Below are 21,816 nucleotides of genomic sequence, written 5' to 3' on the forward strand. Positions count from 1 at the left end.
AGCAAGCAAAATGACATTAGGGTCTCCTAAGGTAAGTAAGACACATTCTTTTATGACTGTGTCACTTATCGAGCTATGGGAACGTTTCGGTTATTACGGTATGCAGGCGCTTATCGTGTACTTCATGGTACAGCGTCTAGGGTTTGAGGACAGTCGCGCCAACCTGGTATGGAGTGCCTGTGCCGCATTGATTTATGTGTCGCCGGCGATTGGTGGTTGGGTCGGGGATAAGATCCTCGGTACCAAGCGCACCATGTTGCTCGGTGCCGGTATTCTGTCTCTGGGTTATGCCTTGATGACAGTGCCAACCGAAAACACCTGGTTCCTGTTTTCGGCTCTGGGGGTAATTGTTGTCGGTAACGGTTTGTTCAAACCCAATGCCGGTAACCTGGTGCGTAAAATCTATGAGGGGGACGACTCCAAGATAGACAGCGCCTTTACCATCTACTACATGGCGGTGAATGTAGGTTCTACTTTCTCCATGTTGTTGACTCCCTGGATTAAAGATTACGTCAACGCCAACTATGGCAACGAGTTCGGTTGGCACGCGGCTTTTGCCGTCTGCTGCGTGGGCTTACTGGTGGGACTGGGCAACTACGCCATGATGCGTAAAACTCTGGCCAACTATGGCTCAGAGCCGGATACCCGTCCGGTGGAAATGAATAAGCTGTTTGCGGTACTCGGCCTGGCGGCCCTTTCTGTAGTGGCTTCAGCCTTTATCCTTGAATATGAAGATGTGGCCCGCGCCTTTGTTTACACCGCAGGTGCTGCCGTACTCGGTATCTTTATCTACCTGATTAAAAACAGTGAAACCAGTGAGCGGGCCGGTTTGATAGCCGCCTTGGTACTGACGGTACAAACTGTATTCTTCTTTGTGTTCTACCAGCAGATGTCTACCTCGCTGGCGCTGTTTGCCCTGCGTAACGTCGATTGGAACTTCCAGGCCTTCGGTGTCGATCTGTGGACTTGGTCACCGGCGCAGTTCCAGGCCTTGAACCCTATCTGGATCATGTTGCTTAGCCCTGTGCTGGCCTGGGTTTATGCCTCTGCCGGACGTAACAACAAGGATATTTCCATCGCTGCCAAGTTCGCACTGGGTTTTGCCGTAGTGGCGCTGGGTTTCTTCATCTACAGCTTCGCCGGTATGTTCGCCGTCGATGGCAAGACCTCTTCCTGGGTGATGATCTGGGGTTACGGTGCATACTCACTCGGTGAGCTGCTGGTCAGTGGTTTGGGCTTGGCGATGATTGCCCGTTACGTACCTGAGCGCATGGGTGGCTTTATGATGGGGGCTTACTTTGTCGCCTCGGGCATCTCTCAGTATCTGGGTGGTGTGGTGGCCAACTTCGCCAGTGTGCCGAAGAACATTACAGATCCGCTTGAGACTCTGCCTATCTATACTAGCTTGTTCAACAAGTTGGGGATTGCGGCGCTGGTTTGTACCTTTATCGCGCTGGCGGTATTGCCGCTGATGCGTCGTCTTACAGAAACTCACCATTCCCATAACGGTAATGGCGCTGCCGGCTCAGCGCAGTAATGTCTGAGTGACCCATAAATTCCAAAAAGACCGCAATAGCGGTCTTTTTCTTTATTGAAGGCTTGGTTGCCTTGAACGCTTAAGAAGTTGTATCACGCTTTTTTTGCTTTGCTCTTGTCGCTGCGCCCAAGCCTGGCCTCTGCCTCGAGGTATTTGTCTCTACTGATAATGCCGCTGTTTTCCATGCCCGAAAAAGCGCGTTTTCGCTCCGGGAGTTTGGCAATAATGGCGCGTTTATCTTCGTCCGGGCAGCGGCTCCAATTGACGATTTCATCTATATGGCGCAGGCAGCCCATACAAAAGTCATCTTCATTGAGGCCGCAGCGCGCCACACAGGGAGATTGGATCATTCAACATCCTTTTTATCAATATTCTGTTCAGCGGCCGAATTTAGCGCCGTGAATTGGCGCGATTGATTTCGCTCGACCGATTTCACTCGACCATTTCGTTAGATTGAGTTCGTTAGATTGAGTTCGTTCGATTGTTTTGTCAGCTTGAGGGCACCAGTCTATTGTGGCAGATGCCGCGGTAACAGCTTTGAGCAAATTTATACCTGAAAACAGCGGCGGCAGCTTTCGTTGCCAGGCCGCCAGGAAAAATGATGACTCGGGCTTTAGGCATAGTTTATTGAAATAATTATCCATTTTTAATCAATTTGTTATGTGAATTTGTCTTTACTGCTGGTTTTTCCTTTGGCTGTAAAGCTATCAGCAAGCGGGAGACTCAACCCCAGCTTGCGCAAAGGCTTTGCCCCCAGTTTGCTGCTTTGGAACGCTATTTTCCTCAAAGGCAGCCAGGGGCTATAATGCAGCCCTTTTAAGTTAATCGGGCCAGTAAAATGTGTGACTGCCAACAGAATTCCTCCCGGCAAGCCGAGCCAGTGGCTTACAGGGTTGAAACCCGGCTGACGGCAGTTGATTGCAGCTTGCCCGAGGTGAAAGCAGAGCTTCAACAGCTCAGCCAATTGTTGCTCTCAAGCCGCGAGCTTTGGAGTGTCAGAAGTTTCGAGCACCAAAAACTTCCCTGGCAGCAGCGCTTTGCCAAGCTGGCCGCAGCGCTCTGGGCTATTGATGACGATGCGCTCGAGACTGTGGATGCCAGTCAGTCATTGTTGTTGGCAACCCTCTGGCCGGCCTTGGTTGCAGATTTGAGCGAGCATGAATTGGCCCTGTGGGATAAGAGACACTTTGCCTGGCAGCTCTTTGATTATCCGGCACCTGAAAAGGATAATGGCCAACCTAAGCTCTGCGCGTCAACCGAGGCCCGGCTCAGTGCCGGTATCAAGGGCCGAAAATGGCAGCAGATAAGCCGCTTTGCCAATACCATAGCCACCCATAACAACCCCTTTCCTTTATTGGAGTGGTGCGCCGGGAAAGGGCATCTCGGGCGCCTGCTCAGCGCCTTGAGCGGCAAGGCGGTATTGAGCCTGGAGTGGCAAGCATCTTTGTGCGAAGCCGGCGAGCTAGCGGCAAAAAAACGTAACTTGCCGCAGCAATTTGTCTGTGCCGATGCCTTTGCCGCCGAGCCTTGTTATCTCAAGCCCAAGCAGCATGCCATTGCGCTGCATGCCTGCGGCGAGCTGCACCTGACGCTGCTGCGCCGCGCGGTTGCAAGTGGTACCGCTGTGGTCTCGGTTTCCCCTTGTTGTTATCACCTCTTGCCCTCCGGCGATATCACTCCCTTGAGTCAAAGTGCCCAAGAGCAGGCGCTGCGACTGGATAAGGCGGCGCTGCAACTGCCGCTTAATCACAGTGTTATTGCCAATCAAAAGGCGCGCGCCGACAGGATCAAAGAGGTCAGTTGGCGGCTCGGATTCGATAGTCTGCAGCGTGAAGTGCGCACTCGGGACACTTATCTACCACTGCCTGCTGTGCGGCAGAGTCAGCTGTCCGGCAGCTTTAAGGAGTTCTGTCTTTGGGCCGCGGCGCAAAAGGGAGTGCTATTGCCTGAGGCGGTGGATTTTGCCGCCTATCAGCACTTGGGGGAGCAAAGGCGCAGATTAACCGCCCGTATTGACTTGGCGGCACATCTGTTTCGGCCGGTTATTGAACGGTACCTGCTGCTTGATAGGGTCTGTTTCCTGTTGGAGGCAGGTTACCGGGTACAGCTCGGCGCCTTTTGCGAACAGGCCACCACGCCGCGCAACGCTTTGATCCATGCCTGGTTGCCTGGTGGCCGATAAATGAAATAACAAGGCCCGCTTGGACAGAGATGTCTCGCAAGCGGGGAATTAGTCGGCGCCAGGTACCGGCTTAATGCGTTTTTTATTGAATACCCCGGCGTTTCTTGGTCAAATGACGCCAGCCTGGGGCATAAGAGTTAATTATCACGACCCCAAAAGATAACAAGGGCACAGAGCGCCCGAGAGAGCGATTGGCTTTTCATGAATTATTCCCGTGTGTATATCAATAGTCTGGCTTATGAGTTGGCGCCGGAAATGGTGTCCAGCCGCGAGTTGGAATCCCGGCTTGCGCCGCTTTATCAAAAGTTTCGTATCCCCATTGGGCAACTCGCTGCCCTGACAGGCATTGAGGAGCGTCGTTGGTGGCCCAAGGGCTTCAAGGTTTCCCAAGGTGCAGTGTGCGCCGCCCAAAAGGCGCTGGCCGAGACTGGGCTGGAGCCCAAAGCACTTGGCGCCTTGGTTTACACCGGCGTGTGCCGTGACCAGCATGAGCCGGCCACGGCTTGCGCTGTGGCTTCTGCCATAGGTATCGGGCGTGACTGCGCCGTTTTTGATATCAGCAACGCCTGCCTGGGAGTCCTGTCCGGTATTCTGGATGTGGCCAACCGTATTGAACTGGGGCAGATCCGCGCCGGTATGGTGGTGTCCTGTGAATCATCCCGGGAGATAGTCGAGGCGTCCATAGAGCAGATGCTGGCCGATCCCAGCATGGCAAACTTTGCGGCGTCTCTGGCCACCCTGACCGGCGGCTCAGGTGCCGTGGCCGTTATCCTCACAGATGGCAGCTTGCCGCTTACCACCTCCCGCAAGCATCAGTTGCTCGGTGCCAGTCAGTTGGCGGCGCCGGAGCATCATCAGATGTGTCAGTGGGGTTTTGTCGAGGTCGGTAACCGCCTCTACCGTGAGGTGATGCGCACAGATGCCGTTGCCCTTTTGAAGGAGGGGGTGGAGCTGGCGCGCCAGACCTGGGAGCAGTTTTTGCAGCAGCGCCAGTGGCTTGCCGGACAGGTGGATAAGGTTATCTGTCATCAGGTGGGTGCTGCCAACCGAAAGCAAGTACTGGGCGCCCTGGGCATTGCCGAGCACAAAGAGTTTCCCACCTTTGCCCGCCTTGGCAATATGGGCACTGTCTCTTTGCCTGTGTCGGCGGCGCTGGCCCATGGTGAAGGCTTTTTGCAGGCAGGCGACCGGGTGAGCTTTCTTGGCATAGGCTCTGGGCTCAACTGCATGATGCTGGGGCTGCGCTGGTAAGCCCTTGATCAGGTTTTAGACAATGCCCATTCGACAGGGCCCATTAGAATAGTGCCTAAATAACCAAAATTAACAACAGGATAGCCAATGGCCACCCTAGATACACTCTTCCCGTTCAAGCGTCATTTCATCACGCTCGGCGGCCACAAACTGCATTATGTGCATGAAAAACCCGCCGGGATTAACGGCCGACGCCCCGATGCCGTGGTGATGGTGCACGGTAACCCCAGCTGGTCTTTTTACTACCGTAACCTGGTGCAGGCGTTAAGCGACCAATATGAATGTGTGGTGCCGGATCATATCGGCTGCGGCTTGTCCGACAAACCGGGCGATGATGCCTATGACTACACTCTGGCGCAGCGTATCGACGATCTGGAAGCACTGCTGGACAGTCTGGATATTCGCAGCAATATCACACTGGTGCTGCATGACTGGGGCGGCATGATAGGCATGGGCTATGCCGCCCGCTATCCCGAGCGGATTAAACGCCTGGTGCTGCTCAATACCGCCGCCTTCGGTTTGCCAAAGAGCAAGCCCTTACCGCTGGCGCTGAAAATCTGCCGCGATACCGCGCTTGGCACCCTGCTGGTACGGGGCTTCAATGCCTTCTCGTCCGCCGCTTCCTATGTGGGAGTCAAACGTGCGCCCATGGCTGCGGATGTGCGCCGCGCCTACGTGGCACCATTCAACTCTTGGCAAAATCGGATCTCTACTTTGAGGTTTGTTCAGGATATTCCGCTCAAGCCCGGTGACAGAAACTGGGAGTTGGTACAGTCGATTGATGCCAGTTTGCAGCAGTTTACCCAGGTGCCGACCATTATTCTTTGGGGCCTCAAGGACTTTGTCTTTGACCGGCACTTCCTTGAAGGTTGGCAGCAGCGCTTGCCCAAAGCCGAGCTGCATGCCTTTGCCGACTGCGGCCATTATATTCTTGAAGACGCCAGTGATGAGGTGATAGCCCATATTCGCCGCTTTATTGCTGAAACGGCAGTGACTAAAAGCGCCGACGAACAAACATCTAACGCTGACGAAAAGGCATCGGCGGAAACCGCCTTAGCCGGGAGCGCTGACTGAGATGCTCCCACCCGCCGAAGACTCGCAAATGGCTGCCAATGAACCGGCCCCGGAGGCAAACTCTGCCAAGGGGCACAACCTGTGTCGCCACCTGAAACAGGCGGCCATCAGCCAGAGCGAGGACCTGGCGGTTGCAGTGCAGCGCCGCCGCGCTGGCAAGTTCAGTTACCAGGAGCTTGATTTCAAGACCCTGGACAGCGACAGCGACCGACTCGCTTGCGCTTTGCTCGACTATGGCTTCAAGCCTGGGATGAAAGCCGTGCTTATGGTCACTCCGGGGATAGAGTTTTTTGTGCTTACCTTTGCCCTGTTCAAGGCGGGGATCATCCCTGTGATGGTGGACCCAGGTATGGGGATCGCCAAGCTCAAGCAGTGTCTGGCCGAAGCCGAACCCGACGCCTTTATCGGGATCCCCAAGGCCCATGTGGCCAGATTGCTGTTCGGTTGGGGCAAACCCAGTATCCGCTTGTTGCTGACGGCAGGTGAAGGCTTTCTTGGCCGTAACCCTCCTTGGGGTGGCAGCAGTGTCAGCCGTTTGCTGGCCAGGGCACCTGAGTCAGTCACATTTCCCATGGCGCAGCTCGGCGCGCAGCAGATGGCGGCCATCTTGTTTACCAGTGGCAGCACCGGCACCCCAAAAGGCGTGGTCTACAGCCACGGCATGTTTGAGGCGCAGATAACCGCGCTGCGAAATGACTATGGCATTCGTCCCGGCGAGCGGGATCTGTCGACCTTCCCGCTATTTGCCCTTTTTGGTCCGGCGCTGGGGATGGCATCAATTGTACCTGAAATGGATGCCAGCAAACCGATAACCGCCAGACCGGAAAACCTGTTTGCTGCCATAGAGCACTATGCCTGCAGCAATATGTTCGTGAATCCCGCCTTGCTCGACCGTTTGGGACAGGGCGGAAACGGACGCCGGCTGCACAGCCTGAAGCGGGTGATATCGGCCGGCGCGCCGGCCGACCCCAAGGCGATAGCGCGTTTCTCCGCCATGTTGGCCGATGATGTCGAAGTGCTCAACTCCTATGGCGCCACCGAATCCCTGCCAGTCTCCATGATTGGCAGCAAGGCGCTTGGCGCTACCGCCGCCATCACCGACAAGGGCGGCGGCATCTGTGTCGGTAAGCCGGTATCCGGAATAAGGGTCAGTATCATAGGGATCAGTGAAGATGCCATCGACAGCTGGTCGCCGACTCTCGAGTTGGCGACGGGGGAGATAGGCGAAATCGTCGTTGACGGCGCTGTGGTCAACCAGAGCTACTATCGCCGTGAAGGCGCCAACAAACAGGCCAAGATTGCCTATGAAGGCAGGCAACTGCACCGGATGGGCGATCTCGGTTATCTTGATGCAGAGGGCCGTTTATGGATGTGTGGCCGCAAGGCCCACAGAGTGGATGTCATTAAGGACGGTGAGCTGCAAAAACGCTATCTGTCTATTCCCTGTGAGCGGATTTTCAATACCCATCCTCAGGTTAAACGTTCGGCACTGGTTGGCGTTGAGCTGACGCAGAATAAGCCTGGCGGCGGGGGGAAAGTCCAAGAGAACACTTTCTCTTATACTACTGGCGCTGATAGCACTTCCCTTGATAGCACTTCTCTTGATAGCACTTCCCCTGATAGTACTGTGCCCGAAAAAGCGCCGCTTATCTGCGTCGAGCTTGAGCAATCCCTGTCGCCAGTCGAGCAGCAACAGCTGTTTACCGAGTTGCAGGTACTTGCCGACAAGCAGCCACTGACCCGGGGCATCAGGCATTTTATGTTGCATCCGGGGTTTCCCATGGATGTGCGCCACAATGCCAAGATATTCCGCGAGCAACTTGCCGTTTGGGCGCAAAAACAGTTGGATGGAAACGGCTGAAAACCAAAATAGATAACAGAGACAGAAACCCACTATGGCCACATCTGCACCACGATCTCAATCACCTGAGTCAATAGCCTCGTCATCACGGGACTGTTCACCGGCCTCGTCGCAGGATTTGCCAGCGGCTTTATCACAAGAGACCGCGGCTTTGTCACAAGAGAAAGGGCATGATGAACTTCATCCCGAGCTGTTGGCGCTGGCCCGGGAACTCGCGACCCGAGTCAAGCGGGTATTGGTGACAGGCGCCGGAGGCTTTTTGGGAGCGGCCATATGTCGGCCGCTGCTGGCCGCCGGTATTCAGGTAGTGGGGGTGGCCAGGGGCCATTATCCGGCGCTCGAGGCCATGGGCGCCACCATGGTGCGCGCCGATATTTGCGACAAGCAAGCATTGAAACAAGCCCTCGATGGCTGTGAGCTTATCTTTCACGTTGCCTCCAAGGCTGGAGTCTGGGGCAGCAGAGCAAGCTATTTTCGCCCCAATGTGTTGGGGACAGAAAACATCATCGCCTGCGCCCGTGAATTGGGGATTGGTTATCTGGTCTATACCAGCACGCCGAGTGTCACCTTCGATGGCAAGGATGAGGCAGGTATCGATGAGTCGGTTCCCTACGCCAGGCGTTATCTCAACCATTACGGCGCCTCCAAGTCGGAAGCGGAAGAGTTGGTGCTGGCCGCTGCCCAAAACGGCTTGAAGACAGTGGCTATTCGGCCGCACCTGATTTGGGGGCCTGGCGATCCTCATCTGGTGCCCCGCGTGCTGGAGCGAGGCCGCAAGGGCCGGCTCAAGTTGGTGGGCCGTGAAGACAAATTGGTGGACACCATCTATATCGACAATGCCGCCTTTGCCCACCTGAGCGCAGCCAGGAGCCTGCTGGCCGAACCTAGCCGCTGCAATGGCAAGGCCTATTTTGTCAGTAACGATCAGTCCCTGACTATGGCGGCCATGCTCGACAGCATTCTTGCCTGTGACAATTTACCCGCGGTGGAAAAGCGGGTGCCAGCCTCTCTGGCCTACGCCATTGGCGCCATGCTCGAAGGAATATACCGACTGCTGGCTATCAAGCAGGAGCCGTTGATGACCCGCTTTGTCGCCAAACAGCTTTCCTGCAGCCATTACTATGACATCTCAGCCGCCAAGCGTGACTTGGATTACAGGGTTATCGTCAGTATGGAACAGGGGATGAGTAAGCTAAGGCGCTCTCTTGGTCACTCGAGCTAAGGAAGGTGCGAATAAGTCCTCGTGGCCTTCTCTTTTGTAGAGAGTGGCTACACAGCAATTGGCGTTCAAGGCATCTGACTGAAGGCATGCAGGGGCAAGTCGAAGTCGGCTTCCCTAAGCTCAAGAAAATCATAAGCAAATGATATGTTGCCGCTGTTGTCCGGCACAAAGCCGGCCCGAGTTCAACGCCAAACGTATCAGGCTCACCCTTGCCGACAGTCGCCTTAGCCTGGGACAAGTCAGCCTTGAGCCCCTTCCTGAGGTGGCGCTGCAAAAAAGTGAAATAGTCCAGCCAAGGTACCGCACATAGCATAATCCATCACCGGCGACATTTTTTGGAGCGCGAACCAGGGGGGGCGCTCAGGATAATCAATGTATCTGCTAATTCTTCTTGATGATGCCTCGAGCCATTGGCAAACGGCACAAGAGAAAGTGTCCAGTAAAAGGTTATCGGCGTTAGCGAACAAAGTATGTTAAATGTATGATTTTTTGTTACAAGTTTTGCGGGTCGCAAGGTTTAAATCATGCTAGCTTGGTCATCATTTATCTCTCCGGCATGAGGAAACTATGCTCAGTATCGAAGCCCTAAGCAAGACCTATGATAACGGTGTTAAGGCACTGGATAATGTAAATCTACAGGTAGAGAAAGGGATGTTTGGTCTGCTCGGTCCCAACGGTGCAGGCAAATCCTCTTTGATGCGCACCATAGCCGCATTGCAAAGTGCCGATAGCGGCAGCATTAGTTTCGACGGCATAGATATTCTCAAACAGCCGCAAAAATTGCGCCAGACCCTGGGGTATCTGCCGCAGGATTTTAATGTTTACCCCAGGATCAGCGCCTGGGACTTGCTCGATCACCTGGCTATTCTCAAAGGGATCAACAACAAGGGTGAACGGCGTGAGATGGTGGATGGCTTACTGGCACACACCAACCTTTATCAACATAAGAATAAGGCGGTCAGCGGTTTTTCCGGCGGTATGCGTCAACGTTTCGGGATTGCGCAGGCGCTGCTTGGCGACCCCAAACTGTTGATTGTCGACGAACCCACTGCCGGCCTGGATCCTGAGGAGCGCAACCGTTTCCACAACCTGTTGGTGAGCCTGGGGGAAGAGAAGGTGATTATCCTCTCGACCCATATAGTGGAAGATGTCTCGGAGCTTTGCGCCAATATGGCGGTGCTCGCCGGTGGTCAGATCCTGCTGCAGGGTAATCCCATGGATTTGGTGGCCTCTTTGGAGCAAAAAATTTGGACTCGCACCGTTAGCCAGGCCGAGGCCAGCGAGCTTGAGCAACAGCTCAATGTGATTGCCAAACGCCTGTTTGCCGGTCGCACTGTGCTGCATGTCTGGGCCGATTCGGCGCCGGAAGGTTTTACTCAGGCAACGCCGGGGTTGGAAGATCTTTATTTCAGCACCCTGCATCGCCACCGCAACAGCAAGCCGGTTCAGGCTGCCTGAGGAACTGCCCATGTTTGTTTCCATGTTACGCTTTGAATGGCGCTACTATCTGCGGCAGCCATCTTTTTATGTTGTTTCTTTGCTGTTGTTTTTAATCAGCTTTCTATCCGTTGTATCCAACAATGTGCAGATAGGTGGTGGCGGAGAGGTGCTGAAGAACAGCCCCTTCAGCATTGCCCAGACCCTGCTGATCATGAGCTTTATCTCCATGTTTGCCGTGGTCAACTTTGTCGGTAGCACAGCGGTGCGCAACCAGCAGCACGGGATGGAGGAACTGATCTATTCCAAACCGCTGACACCGCTGGCCTATCAGTTGGGGCGTTTTTTCGGCAGTTATCTGGTGGTCATGGCAGTATTTTCCATGGTGCCGCTGGCGATGTGGCTCGGCTCTTTTATGCCTTGGGTCGATGCCAGCCGTTTCGGTGAAAATCGGCTCAGCTATTATCTGCTGCCCTTGCTGCTGTTGGCCGCGCCTAGCCTGTTGCTGATATCGGCGCTGTTTTATGCCATGGCCAGCCGTTTTCGCTCCATGATGGGTTTGTATCTGACCGCCGTAGCACTGCTTATTATCTATAACCTCACCGGCGAACTGGCCAGCCAGCCGCAGTTTCGCACCCTGGCGGCCATGTTGGATCCCTTTGCACTGCGCACCTTTGCCGACCTTACCCGTTACTGGACCATAGCCGAGAAAAACACCCAGTTGGTGGAGCTGACCGGTGTTATGCTCAGCAACCGCGCCATGTGGCTTTCTCTGGCTGTCATCTTGCTGCTTGTAGCCAAGGTTTGGCGCCAACCAACACTTACTCGCAAGAAGGACAAACGCGCCGGCAAGCAGTCTGCAACCCCGACATTGCAGCCTTTGCAGCAACTGAGCCGCGCAAGCTCGCCATCGACTTCGGCGCAGTTCAAGGCTCGAGTCGGCTTTGAAATCCGCCAGGTGCTCTACACAGCACCGTTTGTGATTTTGGGGCTGCTCACCGTCTTTAACCTGGTTGGGCCCATGTTCGGTGATTTTGGTTGGTATGGTACCTCCAACTGGCCGCTGACCCAGGACATGGTCGATAATATTGCCGGGGCCACCGGCTTGTTGATGGTGATAGTACTCATCTACTACAGCGCCGAGATTGTCTGGCGTGAGCGCAACTCCGGAATGGGGGACATAGTCGACAGTCTGCCGGTGCCGAACCTGGTGTTCTGGGCTTCCAAACTGGTGGCTGTGGTGTTGGTGATGGCGCTGCTGTACCTGTTGGCGACCCTGACTACAATTACGTTCCAACTGTTCAAGGGGCAGTACAATCTCGAATTGGCTCAATACGCCATCAGGTTGGGCTTTTACTATCTGTTGCCACTGCTGATGTCGGCGGTACTGGCGTTCTTCTTTCAGGTGCTCAGCCCGAACAAGTATGCCGGTATGGGGCTGTTTGTCGCTTACTACCTGACGACCTTTGTGATGGCAAGTTGGGGATTTGGTCATTCGCTGTATAACTTCGGCGCTTCCCCTTACCTGGTTTATTCGGATATGAATGGTTACGGCTGGGGACTCTTGAGCCACAGCCTGTATATGCTCTATTGGGGCGGTTTCTCACTGCTGCTGTTTGTGCTGGGTTATGGTCTCTATCACAGGGGGCCGAAACAGCCTCTGAAACACAGGTTTGCCCTGCTGGGCGGTCAGCTGGGGGCCAAGGGACGCTTGCTGGCGGCCTTTGGTGTGCTGCTGTTTGTTGCCAGCGGCAGCTATATCTTCTACCAGACCAAGGTGGTCAATCATTACTATACCAATGATGAGGAAACCGACCTGCGTGCCGACTATGAGAAGAAATTCAAGCAGTATGCGTCTTTGCCCGTGCTGACCACCACTGCGGTCAAGGCCGACATTGATATCTATCCCGAGTCACGGCGAATCGAGGCCGATATCAAGCTTGATTGGGTCAACAAACAGGACAAGCCGATAAGCAAATTACTGGTCAGTCTACCGTCCCACACCCGCGCGGAAGATCTCAGTATCACCTTACCGGGGGCGACTCTGGGCGAATTTGACGATAAGTTCAATATCAGTTGGCTGGTGTTTGACAAGCCGTTGCCGCCGGGGGAGAAAATCAGCGGCCGCATTCATTTGATTCGGGAAACCCAAGGGGTTGAAGAGTCTAACTTTGATCTGTCTGTGGTCGAAAACGGCACCTTTATCAATAATATCGAGCTGCTGCCTCAGTTTGGGTATCAGGAAGGTTATGAACTCAGCGATCGCCACGAGCGTGAGAAACGTGGTCTTGAAGACAAACCAAGAGCCAATAAGCTGGAAGACACGCGCTTTTATCGGCAGAACTTCTTTGGCGTAGACGGCGACTTTATCGACTTTGAAGCCACGGTTTCCACCTCGGGCCAACAGATGGCCCTGGTTCCTGGATACCTGCAGCGGCAATGGCGTGAAAATGGTCGCAACTTCTTCCATTACAAGATGGACAGCCCCATGGTGAACTTCTATTCGATCCTCTCCGGACGTTTCGAAGTGGACCGGCAGCAGTACAAGGGCATAGTGATCGAGGTGTACTACCATTCGGCCCACTATTGGAACGTGGAGCGAATGATAGAGTCGGTGAAAGACTCTATCGACTATTACACCCAGGCTTTTGGTCCCTATCAACACAAGCAACTGCGTATAGTAGAGTTTCCCGGTTATCGCTCCTTTGCCCAGAGTTTTGCCAACACTGTGCCTTACTCTGAGCGTATCGGCTTTATCACCGACCTGCGCAACTCGGACAATATTGACCCCGTCTATTATGTGACGGCCCACGAAGTGGCACACCAGTGGTGGGGGCATCAGGTTGGTGCTGCCGATGTACAGGGCAGTGCGGTTATCTCCGAGAGCCTGTCACAATACTCGGCGCTGATGGTGATGGAGCACAAGTATGGCCCGCAGATGCTGCGCCGATTCCTCAAGTATGAGCTTGACCGCTACCTGCGAGGTCGCTCATCGGAAAGCAAGGGCGAACAGCCGTTACTGCGCAGTGAAGGGCAGGGTTATATCCATTATCAGAAAGGCTCGGTGATCATGATGGGGATCCGTGACCGCCTGGGGGAAGAACGGCTCAATGCCAATTTGAAGGCATTCCTTGAGCGCTACAAGTTCCGCGGCGATCCTTTCCCGACCACTCTGGACCTGCTCAGCTATCTGAAGCGGGATACGGACGGCGCCGAGGCGCGTTTCATTGAGGACTCCTTCTCTGAAATCAGCCTCTATGACCTGCGTCTGACCGAGGCCAAGGTAACCGAAACGCCGGAAGGCCAGTTTAAAGTCAGTCTGGATATCTATGCCCAGCGCCGGGTCGCTTCAGAGAAGGGCGCTGAGCAGGAGGTACCGCTGGACGAGTGGATTGATATAGGCGCCTTCAAGGTCAACCCGGACAAGCTCAAACAGGATGAACAGGTGCTGTCGCTGCAGAAATACCGGCTCAAGAGCGGCGAGAATCATCTCGAACTGGTGCTGAGCGAAAAGCCTGCCTATGTCGGGGTCGATCCCTTCATCAAGCTGGTAGACAGGGATTCAGGGGATAATATTTTCAAGCTTTAGAAAACCTTATAATAATTTCTTTCGTTTAGCCAAATGCCTCGCAATTAAGTTTGCGAGGCATTTTCTGCTCATGTATTCCCTATCAATTCAGCGGCGCCTTCCGCGCTGACGGCTATTCAACTCCTTAGTTTGCTGTGCTCGACTATAGTTTATGAATATAGCCAGCCGATGATTAATTGACTTGTCTCGTCATAGGCACTCTATACCATCGCCAATCTGGCTGGGTTTCGAACGGCTGACAAAGCTTTGAGTGGCTCAAACTTCTATAAGGAATGGGATTATGTCTATGGTCAGTGCCAAAGAGTTTGCCGACTGGCTTTATAAGCGCTTCGAGCAGGTAGAACACGGGGTCAGCATGAGTCGTGAGGATATCAACCAGCTAACCGGGCGGCAGAATTTTTCCATGGTATTTGTCCATGATATTCACTATGAATTGATGCAGCACGGTATGGCGTTTGTGACAGATACTTCTCGTGAGCAGTTCTTTCTGGTGCGTGTCTGCCCCATGCCTTGGCGGCAGCAACTGGAGCAGCAATTTGACAAGGAGATCTTCAACAATGTCATCTCCATTAATATGTCCCGCTGAAATAGTTGCATCTATCTGTTTGTCAGTCACAGGTGTTATGAAAGCCGAGCGCTCAACCTTCCTTAGTCCTTAATTACCGCTGCCAACACCCCAAACTGACGACAAACAGCTAGCTTAAGCGGGAAGACAGGCGCTAAAGCCTGAGTAAAATCATAAAATTAATGCAAATTCACTTGTCGCGGACCTGAGTTTTTCTTACTTTGGAATGAAACTGATTATCAAAGAGGCCACTTATGAATACTCATCTGGAGCTGCAACTGAAACATTGGCTGGAGATAGATCCCGACCCTAAAACCCGGGATGAGCTGTTGAGTCTTAAAGCCGAAGGCAATGAAACTGAATTGTCAGCTCGCTTTGCCGGCCGTTTGGCCTTCGGCACCGCCGGTCTCAGGGGCGTGGTCGGCGCCGGTCCAATGCGGATGAACCGTTTGGTTATCCGCCAAACCACAGCGGGCCTGGGGCAGTATCTGCTCGCCCAGGTCAAGGATGCCGCCAGCCGCGGTGTGGTGATAGGTTTCGATGGCCGCCATGATTCACGTACCTTCGCCCATGATGCCGCCAGCGTGTTGACCGCCATGGGGATTAAGGTGCGACTCACCGCCAAAGTAGCTGCCACGCCGCTGGTGGCCTTTGGGGTGAAACACTTTGAAGCTGCCGCCGGTATCGTAGTGACCGCAAGCCATAACCCGCCGCAATACAATGGCTACAAGGTCTATTGGGGCAATGGCGCGCAGATCATTCCGCCACACGACTCAGGTATTGCTGCCTGCATTGACAAGGCTGCCAATGAAGAGCTGCCTTGGCTGGAGCAAAGTGAAGCCACCAAGCAGGGTAAACTCATCTGGCTGCAGGATGATTTTTATCAGGATTATCGCCGCGGTGTGTTCCATGCCGATGTCTTGCAGCACAAAACAGCGCCCGAAAGGGTGAGCCTGGCCTATACCGCCATGCATGGTGTTGGCGCAGAAATGGCCAAGACAGTGCTCAAGGATGCCGGTTTTACTCAGGTTTATTCTGTCGCCGCCCAGGAAAAACCGGACGGTGACTTCCCAACGGTTAAGTTCCCTAACCCGGAAGAGAAGGGCGCCATGGATCTGGTGATTGCCGAGGCCAAACAGCATCAGGCGCTGCTGGCCTGTGCCAACGATCCGGATGCCGATAGGCTGGCGGTGGCCGTGCGCCGCGATGACGGCGAATATCAAATGCTCACCGGCGATCAGGTGGGAGCCTTGCTGGGCCACTATCTATTGTCCAAGGCGCCGGCCAATCAGCGTCTGCTGGGAACCACTATCGTATCTTCAACCTTGCTCTCTAAAATCGCCAAGGCCAAGGGCGGTGAGTTTTATACCACGCTCACAGGTTTCAAGTGGCTCACCAATGTTGGTATGCAACGCCAGAGCGACAACAATAAATTCCTGTTCGCCTATGAAGAGGCGCTGGGCTACACAGTGGGCAGTATGGTGTGGGATAAGGACGGCCTGTCGGCGCTGGTGGCTTTTGCCCAGCTGACAGCCGAGCTGGCGGCACAGGACAAAACCATCTGGGACAGACTGGAACAACTCTATCGCGACTATGGTTTGCACCTCAATACTCAAGTGAGCATAGCGCTCAAGCCGGGAACGCCGGATATCGGGGCTCATCTGCGGGCCAATCCCCCCGAGTCCATCGCCGGTATGGCAGTATTGGTGATCGAGGATCTCAAATCGGCCGAGCGACGTTACGCCGATGGGCGGCGGGAGATTATCGAATTACCGGCCAGCGATGTGTTGACCTTCCACCTTGAAGGTGGTGCCCGGGTGATAGTGCGTCCCTCGGGAACCGAGCCCAAGATCAAGTGCTATTACGAGGTGGTTGAGCCTATGCAGGCCAGCGACACTCTGGCTGATGCCGAAAGCCGCGCTAGAACTGCATTGGATGCCTTCGTCAGTGGCCATCAGGCATCGTTACCCAAGTAGATAATCGGGCCGACGATAGTTGACATAGGAATTGATCCATTTTGAGAGTGAAAGAAAGGCATTGACGAATACAAGCGCCAAATGCGGATTAGTTTGCCACTTTTTTAGATAATCAGGCATGTTTTACTCATTACTTGGCTGAAAAATAAAACGGCGTTTTAATAGACAAAGCATAGAGACAACAAGGGCTGCAGAAGGATGGTTAAAATCTCTCTGAAGCCCTTAATTTTATTGATGTTCGTTTAACTGTTTTGCATCGGGTTTTTTTATCCATAAAAGGCCTGCTAGAATAGCGCAATTTTGTGTGCTTTCTCGCGGTGAAAGGAACCCCTAGTGGAATTTTTATACGAGTACGGACTATTTCTTGCCAAGGCGATTACCCTGGTGGTTGCTATCGGCGCCATAGTGGTGATTGTGGTGGCATCGGCAGTAAAACAAAAGAGTGACAGGGGCGAGTTGAAACTGACTCATCTCAGTGATGAACTCAAATCGCTCAAGCATCATCTCAAGGCTGAGCTCTTGGGCAAAAAGGCGTTCAAGGCCTATGAGAAACAACTCAAAGCTGAGCAAAAAGCCCATGACAAGGCACTGGATGCCGGGGACGTCAAAGATCCCAAGGTATATGTCATCGAGTTCAAAGGCGGCATAGAAGCCGCCGAAGTCGCGTCGCTGCGGGAAGAGATCAGCGCTATTTTGGCTATTGCAGAGGAAGGGGATGAAGTCGTAGCCAGTGTTGAGAGTGGTGGTGGCATGGTTCATGGGTATGGCTTGGCAGCCAGCCAACTGGACAGGATCCGCAGTGCCGGATTGCCGTTGACTATATGCGTGGATAAAGTAGCTGCCAGTGGCGGTTATATGATGGCCTGCGTTGCCGATCGTATTATTGCTGCACCGTTTGCTATCATAGGTTCTATAGGTGTTGTTGCCCAATTACCCAACTTTAATAGGCTGCTGAAGAAGCATGACATTGATTATGAGCAGCATACCGCCGGTGACTTTAAGCGTACTCTGACACTCTTTGGTGAGAATACTGATGAAGGCAGAGCCAAGTTCCAACAGGAACTGGAAGAAACCCATTTGCTGTTCAAAGACTTTGTCGGTCGTTATCGGCCGCAACTGGAGCTGGACAGGGTTGCAACAGGTGAGCATTGGTATGGTCAGCAAGCTATAGAGCTGGGACTCATAGATGAAGTGGGCACCAGTGACGACCTCTTGCTGAAGCTGGCCTCGGATCGGACTGTGATCAAAGTGAAATATCAGCTGCGTAAGAAACTGGCCGACAAGTTGGCTCACAGCGCTTCTTTGATGCTCAACGCCTGCTATAACAAGTTGGCTGAGAAAAATCGACCAATCTAACCTTTGGTATCTCGCTAACTCGATAATCAGACCCCGGCTTCCCGGGGTTTTTTATGCGGTGTGTCTTTAATTCTCTTGCTGGATACGCTAAAACCATTTTTGGTAATTAACAAAAAGACAACAATGGCTATGCAGATCAAATACCGAGCCAATATGATGGTTGGGGATCAGGCGTACCCGGCTTTTGAACTGGCCAACCTTATTCGTTTTATTCAGTCACAATTGGGAACCGAGGCTGCTGAAGAGATATGCCTGCACATAGGTACGGGTATCAATGAGCTCAAGGAGTGCCAATGGGTAAGGGTTTGGCAACTCAGCGCCACGATAGCGTTTCTAATGCAGCGCAGTCGACGTGAGGATGTTAGCCTGTTGGCCGGGCTCTACACTCGGGTAACTGATTTGGGTTTTCTGTTGCCTTTGCTTGGAGAATGTCGGAGCCTTGGTGAGTGCCTGGAGTTTGTGCTAAATCATCCCAAGTGGGTGGGCAGCTTTGCTGATCTTTTACTGCTGGAGGATGAGCATCAAATCAGTCTGCGCTGGCTTAATACCGGCCGGGCTGAACCGTTAATCTATCGTGGTGAATTTCTTCACAGTATAGGCGCATTACTGAGTTTGGCGCGGGAGTTGACCGGACAAGAGATAGTTTTTAACGCTATCAGTGTTACCGGCATCTTGATGCAGTCTGCAAGTTTGGTAAAACTGGCCAAGCGGGTGGAGTTCCAGAGTGATTTCAATGAATGGCGCCTCGACAAATCTTGGCTGACGCTTGCGGTGGATCTGACTCAGTTCTCAGGTCGCAGTCAAAGTTTTGAGCAGCAGAGTTCGCTGGTTGAAAAAATTATTGACGAACTTGATGGCGATTTCCCCTTGGTGCCAACGTTGGAAACCATGGCACTCAGGTTACACATGAGCAGTCGTAGTTTGAGGCGCAAGTTGGCGGCCCTTGGCAGCAGTTATCAACGCCTGGTGGATCAGCAAAGGTGTCAGCGAGCGGTAAGCTGGATCCTCGAAGGCCAACTGTCGGTGAGCGAGATTGCCGAGCGTTTGGGGTATAGTGATAGTTGTCACTTTCGTCAAAGTTTCAAGCATTGGCTCGGGTATCCACCCGGTTATTTCAGCCGTTTGGGGCAGCAAAACTAACCAAGGCCAGGTTCATTTTATCCTGACCAGTTTAGTCATAAATAATCTGCTGTTGAGACCTTTGCGATTCTGCGATAAGCCTTTTGCACTGATTCAGTGGATCTCCCTGACGCTGGAAAGCGTGTTGTCTTGCTGTTCCAATTGATGGGTCAGGGTTTCAACATCAATAAACAGGGTTTCGGGTTTCAGTTCTCTGTTGGGTTGGCAAATACAGGCCGCCAAACGGTAGTCCAGCTGCAGGTGATGAAATTTGTTGTATTCTTCGCTGAACTTGTTGATTTTCTCATTAATCCGTTCGATGACCTTTTGGGCTCCCATCTTATCGACGTTGAATAGACCGAGGGCGAACAGTTGGTGGTTGATGCGTCCCAATAGATCAGTATTGCGCAGCAAGGCTTGCTGCGCCTGTTTGGCAAAGAATTCCAGCAAGTGAGGTTGGTTAACTGTTTCATGTATGTGAGGGCAAAGATACAATAGCGCCAGACTCTGGTGATCTCGCAGATGGCGATACCATTCACGGTGAAAGACTTCCATAAAATAGGTCCGGTTATAGACCCCGGTTTCCGGATCCCTGAAACCCGAGTTGCTGAAGGAATAAATCATGGGTTGGCTCCGAGCTAGTGACTGCTACAAGTATAGTTAACCAATCCATCTACTGAGTTGTGACAGGAGAATAACGACAATGAAAAAAGGGTTTTTGCTGTGCTCTATTATTTTGGCGTTGAGCGGTTGCTCTAAAGAGGAGAGCAGTTTGGTGACTCAGCCACAGGCGGAGCAACAGCCCGCTGCGGCAATGGTACAAACGGCAGAGCAGGCTTACCTCGCCATGGTGGATCAATTTTTCAAGGATTACCTCAAGCTTGAGCCCATCTACGCCACCTTTGTTGGGGTCAATGACTATAACGATACTTTCGGTGGCGATCTCTCCGAGGCCTACCTCAAGCAGCGCCATGAACTTAACAGTCGCTACGCCGCCCAGGCCAAGACCATAGACAAACAAGCTTTGCCCGAACAGTTGCAACTCAGTTACGACATGTTTGTTTATGACAGGGATATGGCGTTAGTGGATGAAACCTTCCCCAGCCGTTTTATGCCGATAAGCCAGTTCTACAGCACAGTGATTACCATGGTGCAGCTTGGCAGTGGTGAGAGTGCCCAGCCTTTCAATACCCCGCAGGATTACGCCAACTGGCAGCAGAGGGTGAAAGGTTTTGTCAAATGGACAGAGCTGGCGAAACAGCGTATGGATGAAGGCATTGCCAGCAAGGTTGTGCTGCCACGGGTATTGGTCGAGCGGCTTATCCCTCAGTTGCAGGCGCAGTTGGTGGATAAGCCTCAAGATAGCATTTTCTACGCCCCTGTGACCAAGATGCCCGAGAGTTTCAATGCCGCCGAACGCGCCTTGATTGAGCAGGAATACCAGCAGATGATCAGCCAAGAACTGCTGCCGGCTATCGCCTCACTCAAGCAATATTTCGAGCAAACCTATCTGCCGGCCTCGCGGGCTACTGACGGTTGGTGGGCGCTGCCTAACGGTAAAGTTTGGTATCAACATCTGGCCAATGCTCATACCACAACCACTATGGCGGTGGACGATATTCACCAAATCGGCCTCAAGGAAGTGGCGCGGATCCTCGATGAAATGGACAAGGTGCGCCAGCAAGTGGGTTTTGAAGGTGATCTCAAGGCCTTCTTTGCTTCACTGTCATCCGATCCAGAATACTTCTTCAGTGACAGGCAGGGCTTAATTGACGGCTATATGGTGCTTAAGGACAAGATCAATGCCGTATTGCCCGGTTACTTCAATGTGATGCCCAAGGCCGACTATGTGGTGAAGCCGGTTGAAAGCTTCCGTGAAAAATCGGCTGCGGGAGCTTCCTATGAAGCACCGGCCGTCGATGGCAGTCGTCCAGGGGTGTTTTACATCAACACCTATAACCTGAAAGCTCAGCCCAAGTGGGGCATGACTACCTTGTCATTGCATGAGGCGGCGCCGGGTCACCACTTCCAAATAGCCATCAAGCAAGAGCTGCAGGGCGTGCCTGAGTTCCAACGTTTCAGCGGTTACACCGCCTTTGAAGAGGGCTGGGCCCTCTATGCCGAATATCTTGGAATAGAGATGGGTTTGTTTGAAGATCCGTACCAGTATTTCGGCAAGCTCTCGGATGAAATGCTGCGGGCGATGCGCCTGGTGGTGGATACTGGCCTGCATGCCAAGGGCTGGAGCCGTGAACAGGCGATTCAGTATATGAAAGACAACTCTCCACTGGCGGAAAGCGACATCATCGCCGAGGTGGAGCGCTATATGGCAATTCCTGGTCAGGCACTGTCTTATAAAGTTGGTCAGCTGAAGATCCTGGAGCTCAGAGCCCGGGCCGAGAAAGCCCTGGGGGATAATTTCGACCTCAAGGCCTTCCACGATCAAATCCTTACCACAGGTTCCTTACCCATGGCGGTGATGGAAGCCAAGATAGATCTCTGGATAGAAAAGCAGCTGAAGCAAAAAGCATCAGCCTGAGACTGAATTTAAGTCGAGTCTTCGATACGCAAACTCAAAACGCCGTCATCTGACGGCGTTTTTTAGCTTCGACTCACGGCCTGCCATTATTGTTGTGTCAGTTAACTT

Annotated in this window: 17 protein-coding genes; 13 read left to right on the forward strand and 4 right to left on the reverse strand. The window is 53.2% G+C overall.

The genetic code is table 11. The features are described from left to right. The first annotated feature begins 10 nt into the window (after positions 1 to 10). Positions 11 to 1,537, forward strand: a complete 1,527-nt coding sequence (locus tag RC73_RS06735) for a peptide MFS transporter (RefSeq protein ID WP_039033932.1) — start codon at positions 11 to 13, stop codon at positions 1,535 to 1,537. Between the two features lie 92 nt (positions 1,538 to 1,629). On the opposite strand, the gene RC73_RS06740 is transcribed toward RC73_RS06735, so the two are convergent. Genes RC73_RS06740 through RC73_RS06750 form a run of 3 tightly spaced genes read right to left on the reverse strand, consistent with a single transcriptional unit; the run spans position 1,630 to position 2,390 of the window. Then, the gene (locus RC73_RS06740) at positions 1,630 to 1,884 is read right to left on the reverse strand and encodes a DUF1289 domain-containing protein (RefSeq protein WP_039034010.1); all 255 of its coding nucleotides are present in this window, start codon (positions 1,882 to 1,884) and stop codon (positions 1,630 to 1,632) included. 30 nt (positions 1,885 to 1,914) lie between these two features. Then, the gene (locus tag RC73_RS06745) at positions 1,915 to 2,181 is read right to left on the reverse strand and encodes a hypothetical protein (protein ID WP_039033933.1); all 267 of its coding nucleotides are present in this window, start codon (positions 2,179 to 2,181) and stop codon (positions 1,915 to 1,917) included. A gap of 14 nt (positions 2,182 to 2,195) precedes the next feature. Next, on the reverse strand, positions 2,196 to 2,390 hold the full coding sequence (locus RC73_RS06750; RefSeq protein ID WP_039033934.1) for a hypothetical protein: 195 nt from the start codon (positions 2,388 to 2,390) through the stop codon (positions 2,196 to 2,198). Between the two features lie 27 nt (positions 2,391 to 2,417). On the opposite strand from RC73_RS06750, the gene RC73_RS06755 reads away from it, so the two are divergent. From RC73_RS06755 to RC73_RS06805, 11 genes are all read left to right on the forward strand, one after another. After that, on the forward strand, positions 2,418 to 3,719 hold the full coding sequence (locus RC73_RS06755; protein WP_235369972.1) for a class I SAM-dependent methyltransferase: 1,302 nt from the start codon (positions 2,418 to 2,420) through the stop codon (positions 3,717 to 3,719). 201 nt (positions 3,720 to 3,920) lie between these two features. Beyond that, the gene (locus RC73_RS06760) at positions 3,921 to 4,970 is read left to right on the forward strand and encodes a 3-oxoacyl-ACP synthase III (RefSeq protein WP_039033935.1); all 1,050 of its coding nucleotides are present in this window, start codon (positions 3,921 to 3,923) and stop codon (positions 4,968 to 4,970) included. Positions 4,971 to 5,057: 87 nt separating this feature from the next. Continuing rightward, positions 5,058 to 6,044 (forward strand): alpha/beta fold hydrolase, encoded by a 987-nt coding sequence (locus tag RC73_RS06765; RefSeq protein WP_039033936.1) that lies wholly within the window; start codon positions 5,058 to 5,060, stop codon positions 6,042 to 6,044. Position 6,045: 1 nt separating this feature from the next. After that, positions 6,046 to 7,905 (forward strand): fatty acid CoA ligase family protein, encoded by a 1,860-nt coding sequence (locus RC73_RS06770; protein ID WP_039033937.1) that lies wholly within the window; start codon positions 6,046 to 6,048, stop codon positions 7,903 to 7,905. 151 nt (positions 7,906 to 8,056) lie between these two features. Continuing rightward, a complete protein-coding gene (gene oleD / locus RC73_RS06775; protein ID WP_039033938.1) occupies positions 8,057 to 9,127 on the forward strand; it encodes a 2-alkyl-3-oxoalkanoate reductase in 1,071 nt (356 codons plus the stop codon). A 567-nt stretch (positions 9,128 to 9,694) separates the two neighbouring features. Further along, the gene (locus RC73_RS06780; protein ID WP_039033939.1) at positions 9,695 to 10,585 is read left to right on the forward strand and encodes an ABC transporter ATP-binding protein; all 891 of its coding nucleotides are present in this window, start codon (positions 9,695 to 9,697) and stop codon (positions 10,583 to 10,585) included. 10 nt (positions 10,586 to 10,595) lie between these two features. Further along, positions 10,596 to 14,153, forward strand: a complete 3,558-nt coding sequence (locus RC73_RS06785) for an ABC transporter permease/M1 family aminopeptidase (protein ID WP_039033940.1) — start codon at positions 10,596 to 10,598, stop codon at positions 14,151 to 14,153. A gap of 280 nt (positions 14,154 to 14,433) precedes the next feature. Further along, complete coding sequence (locus RC73_RS06790; RefSeq protein WP_025009827.1) at positions 14,434 to 14,739, forward strand: hypothetical protein; 306 nt, start codon at positions 14,434 to 14,436, stop codon at positions 14,737 to 14,739. A gap of 233 nt (positions 14,740 to 14,972) precedes the next feature. Further along, positions 14,973 to 16,694 carry a phospho-sugar mutase gene (locus tag RC73_RS06795; protein WP_039033941.1) on the forward strand — a complete coding sequence of 574 codons (1,722 nt, stop codon included), beginning with the start codon at positions 14,973 to 14,975 and terminating at the stop codon, positions 16,692 to 16,694. Between the two features lie 333 nt (positions 16,695 to 17,027). After that, on the forward strand, positions 17,028 to 18,050 hold the full coding sequence (gene sohB / locus RC73_RS06800) for a protease SohB (protein ID WP_039033942.1): 1,023 nt from the start codon (positions 17,028 to 17,030) through the stop codon (positions 18,048 to 18,050). 129 nt (positions 18,051 to 18,179) lie between these two features. Further along, positions 18,180 to 19,190 (forward strand): AraC family transcriptional regulator, encoded by a 1,011-nt coding sequence (locus RC73_RS06805; RefSeq protein ID WP_052248040.1) that lies wholly within the window; start codon positions 18,180 to 18,182, stop codon positions 19,188 to 19,190. 93 nt (positions 19,191 to 19,283) lie between these two features. On the opposite strand, the gene RC73_RS06810 is transcribed toward RC73_RS06805, so the two are convergent. After that, positions 19,284 to 19,793, reverse strand: coding sequence for a diguanylate cyclase domain-containing protein (locus tag RC73_RS06810; RefSeq protein ID WP_039033944.1), 510 nt, complete (start codon positions 19,791 to 19,793; stop codon positions 19,284 to 19,286). Positions 19,794 to 19,872: 79 nt separating this feature from the next. Between RC73_RS06810 and RC73_RS06815 the strand changes: the two genes are divergently transcribed. Then, a complete protein-coding gene (locus RC73_RS06815) occupies positions 19,873 to 21,708 on the forward strand; it encodes a DUF885 domain-containing protein (protein WP_039033945.1) in 1,836 nt (611 codons plus the stop codon). Positions 21,709 to 21,816: the final 108 nt, after the last annotated feature.

The sequence above is a fragment of the Shewanella sp. ECSMB14102 genome, from assembly GCF_000813075.1.
Lineage (GTDB): Bacteria > Pseudomonadota > Gammaproteobacteria > Enterobacterales > Shewanellaceae > Shewanella > Shewanella indica.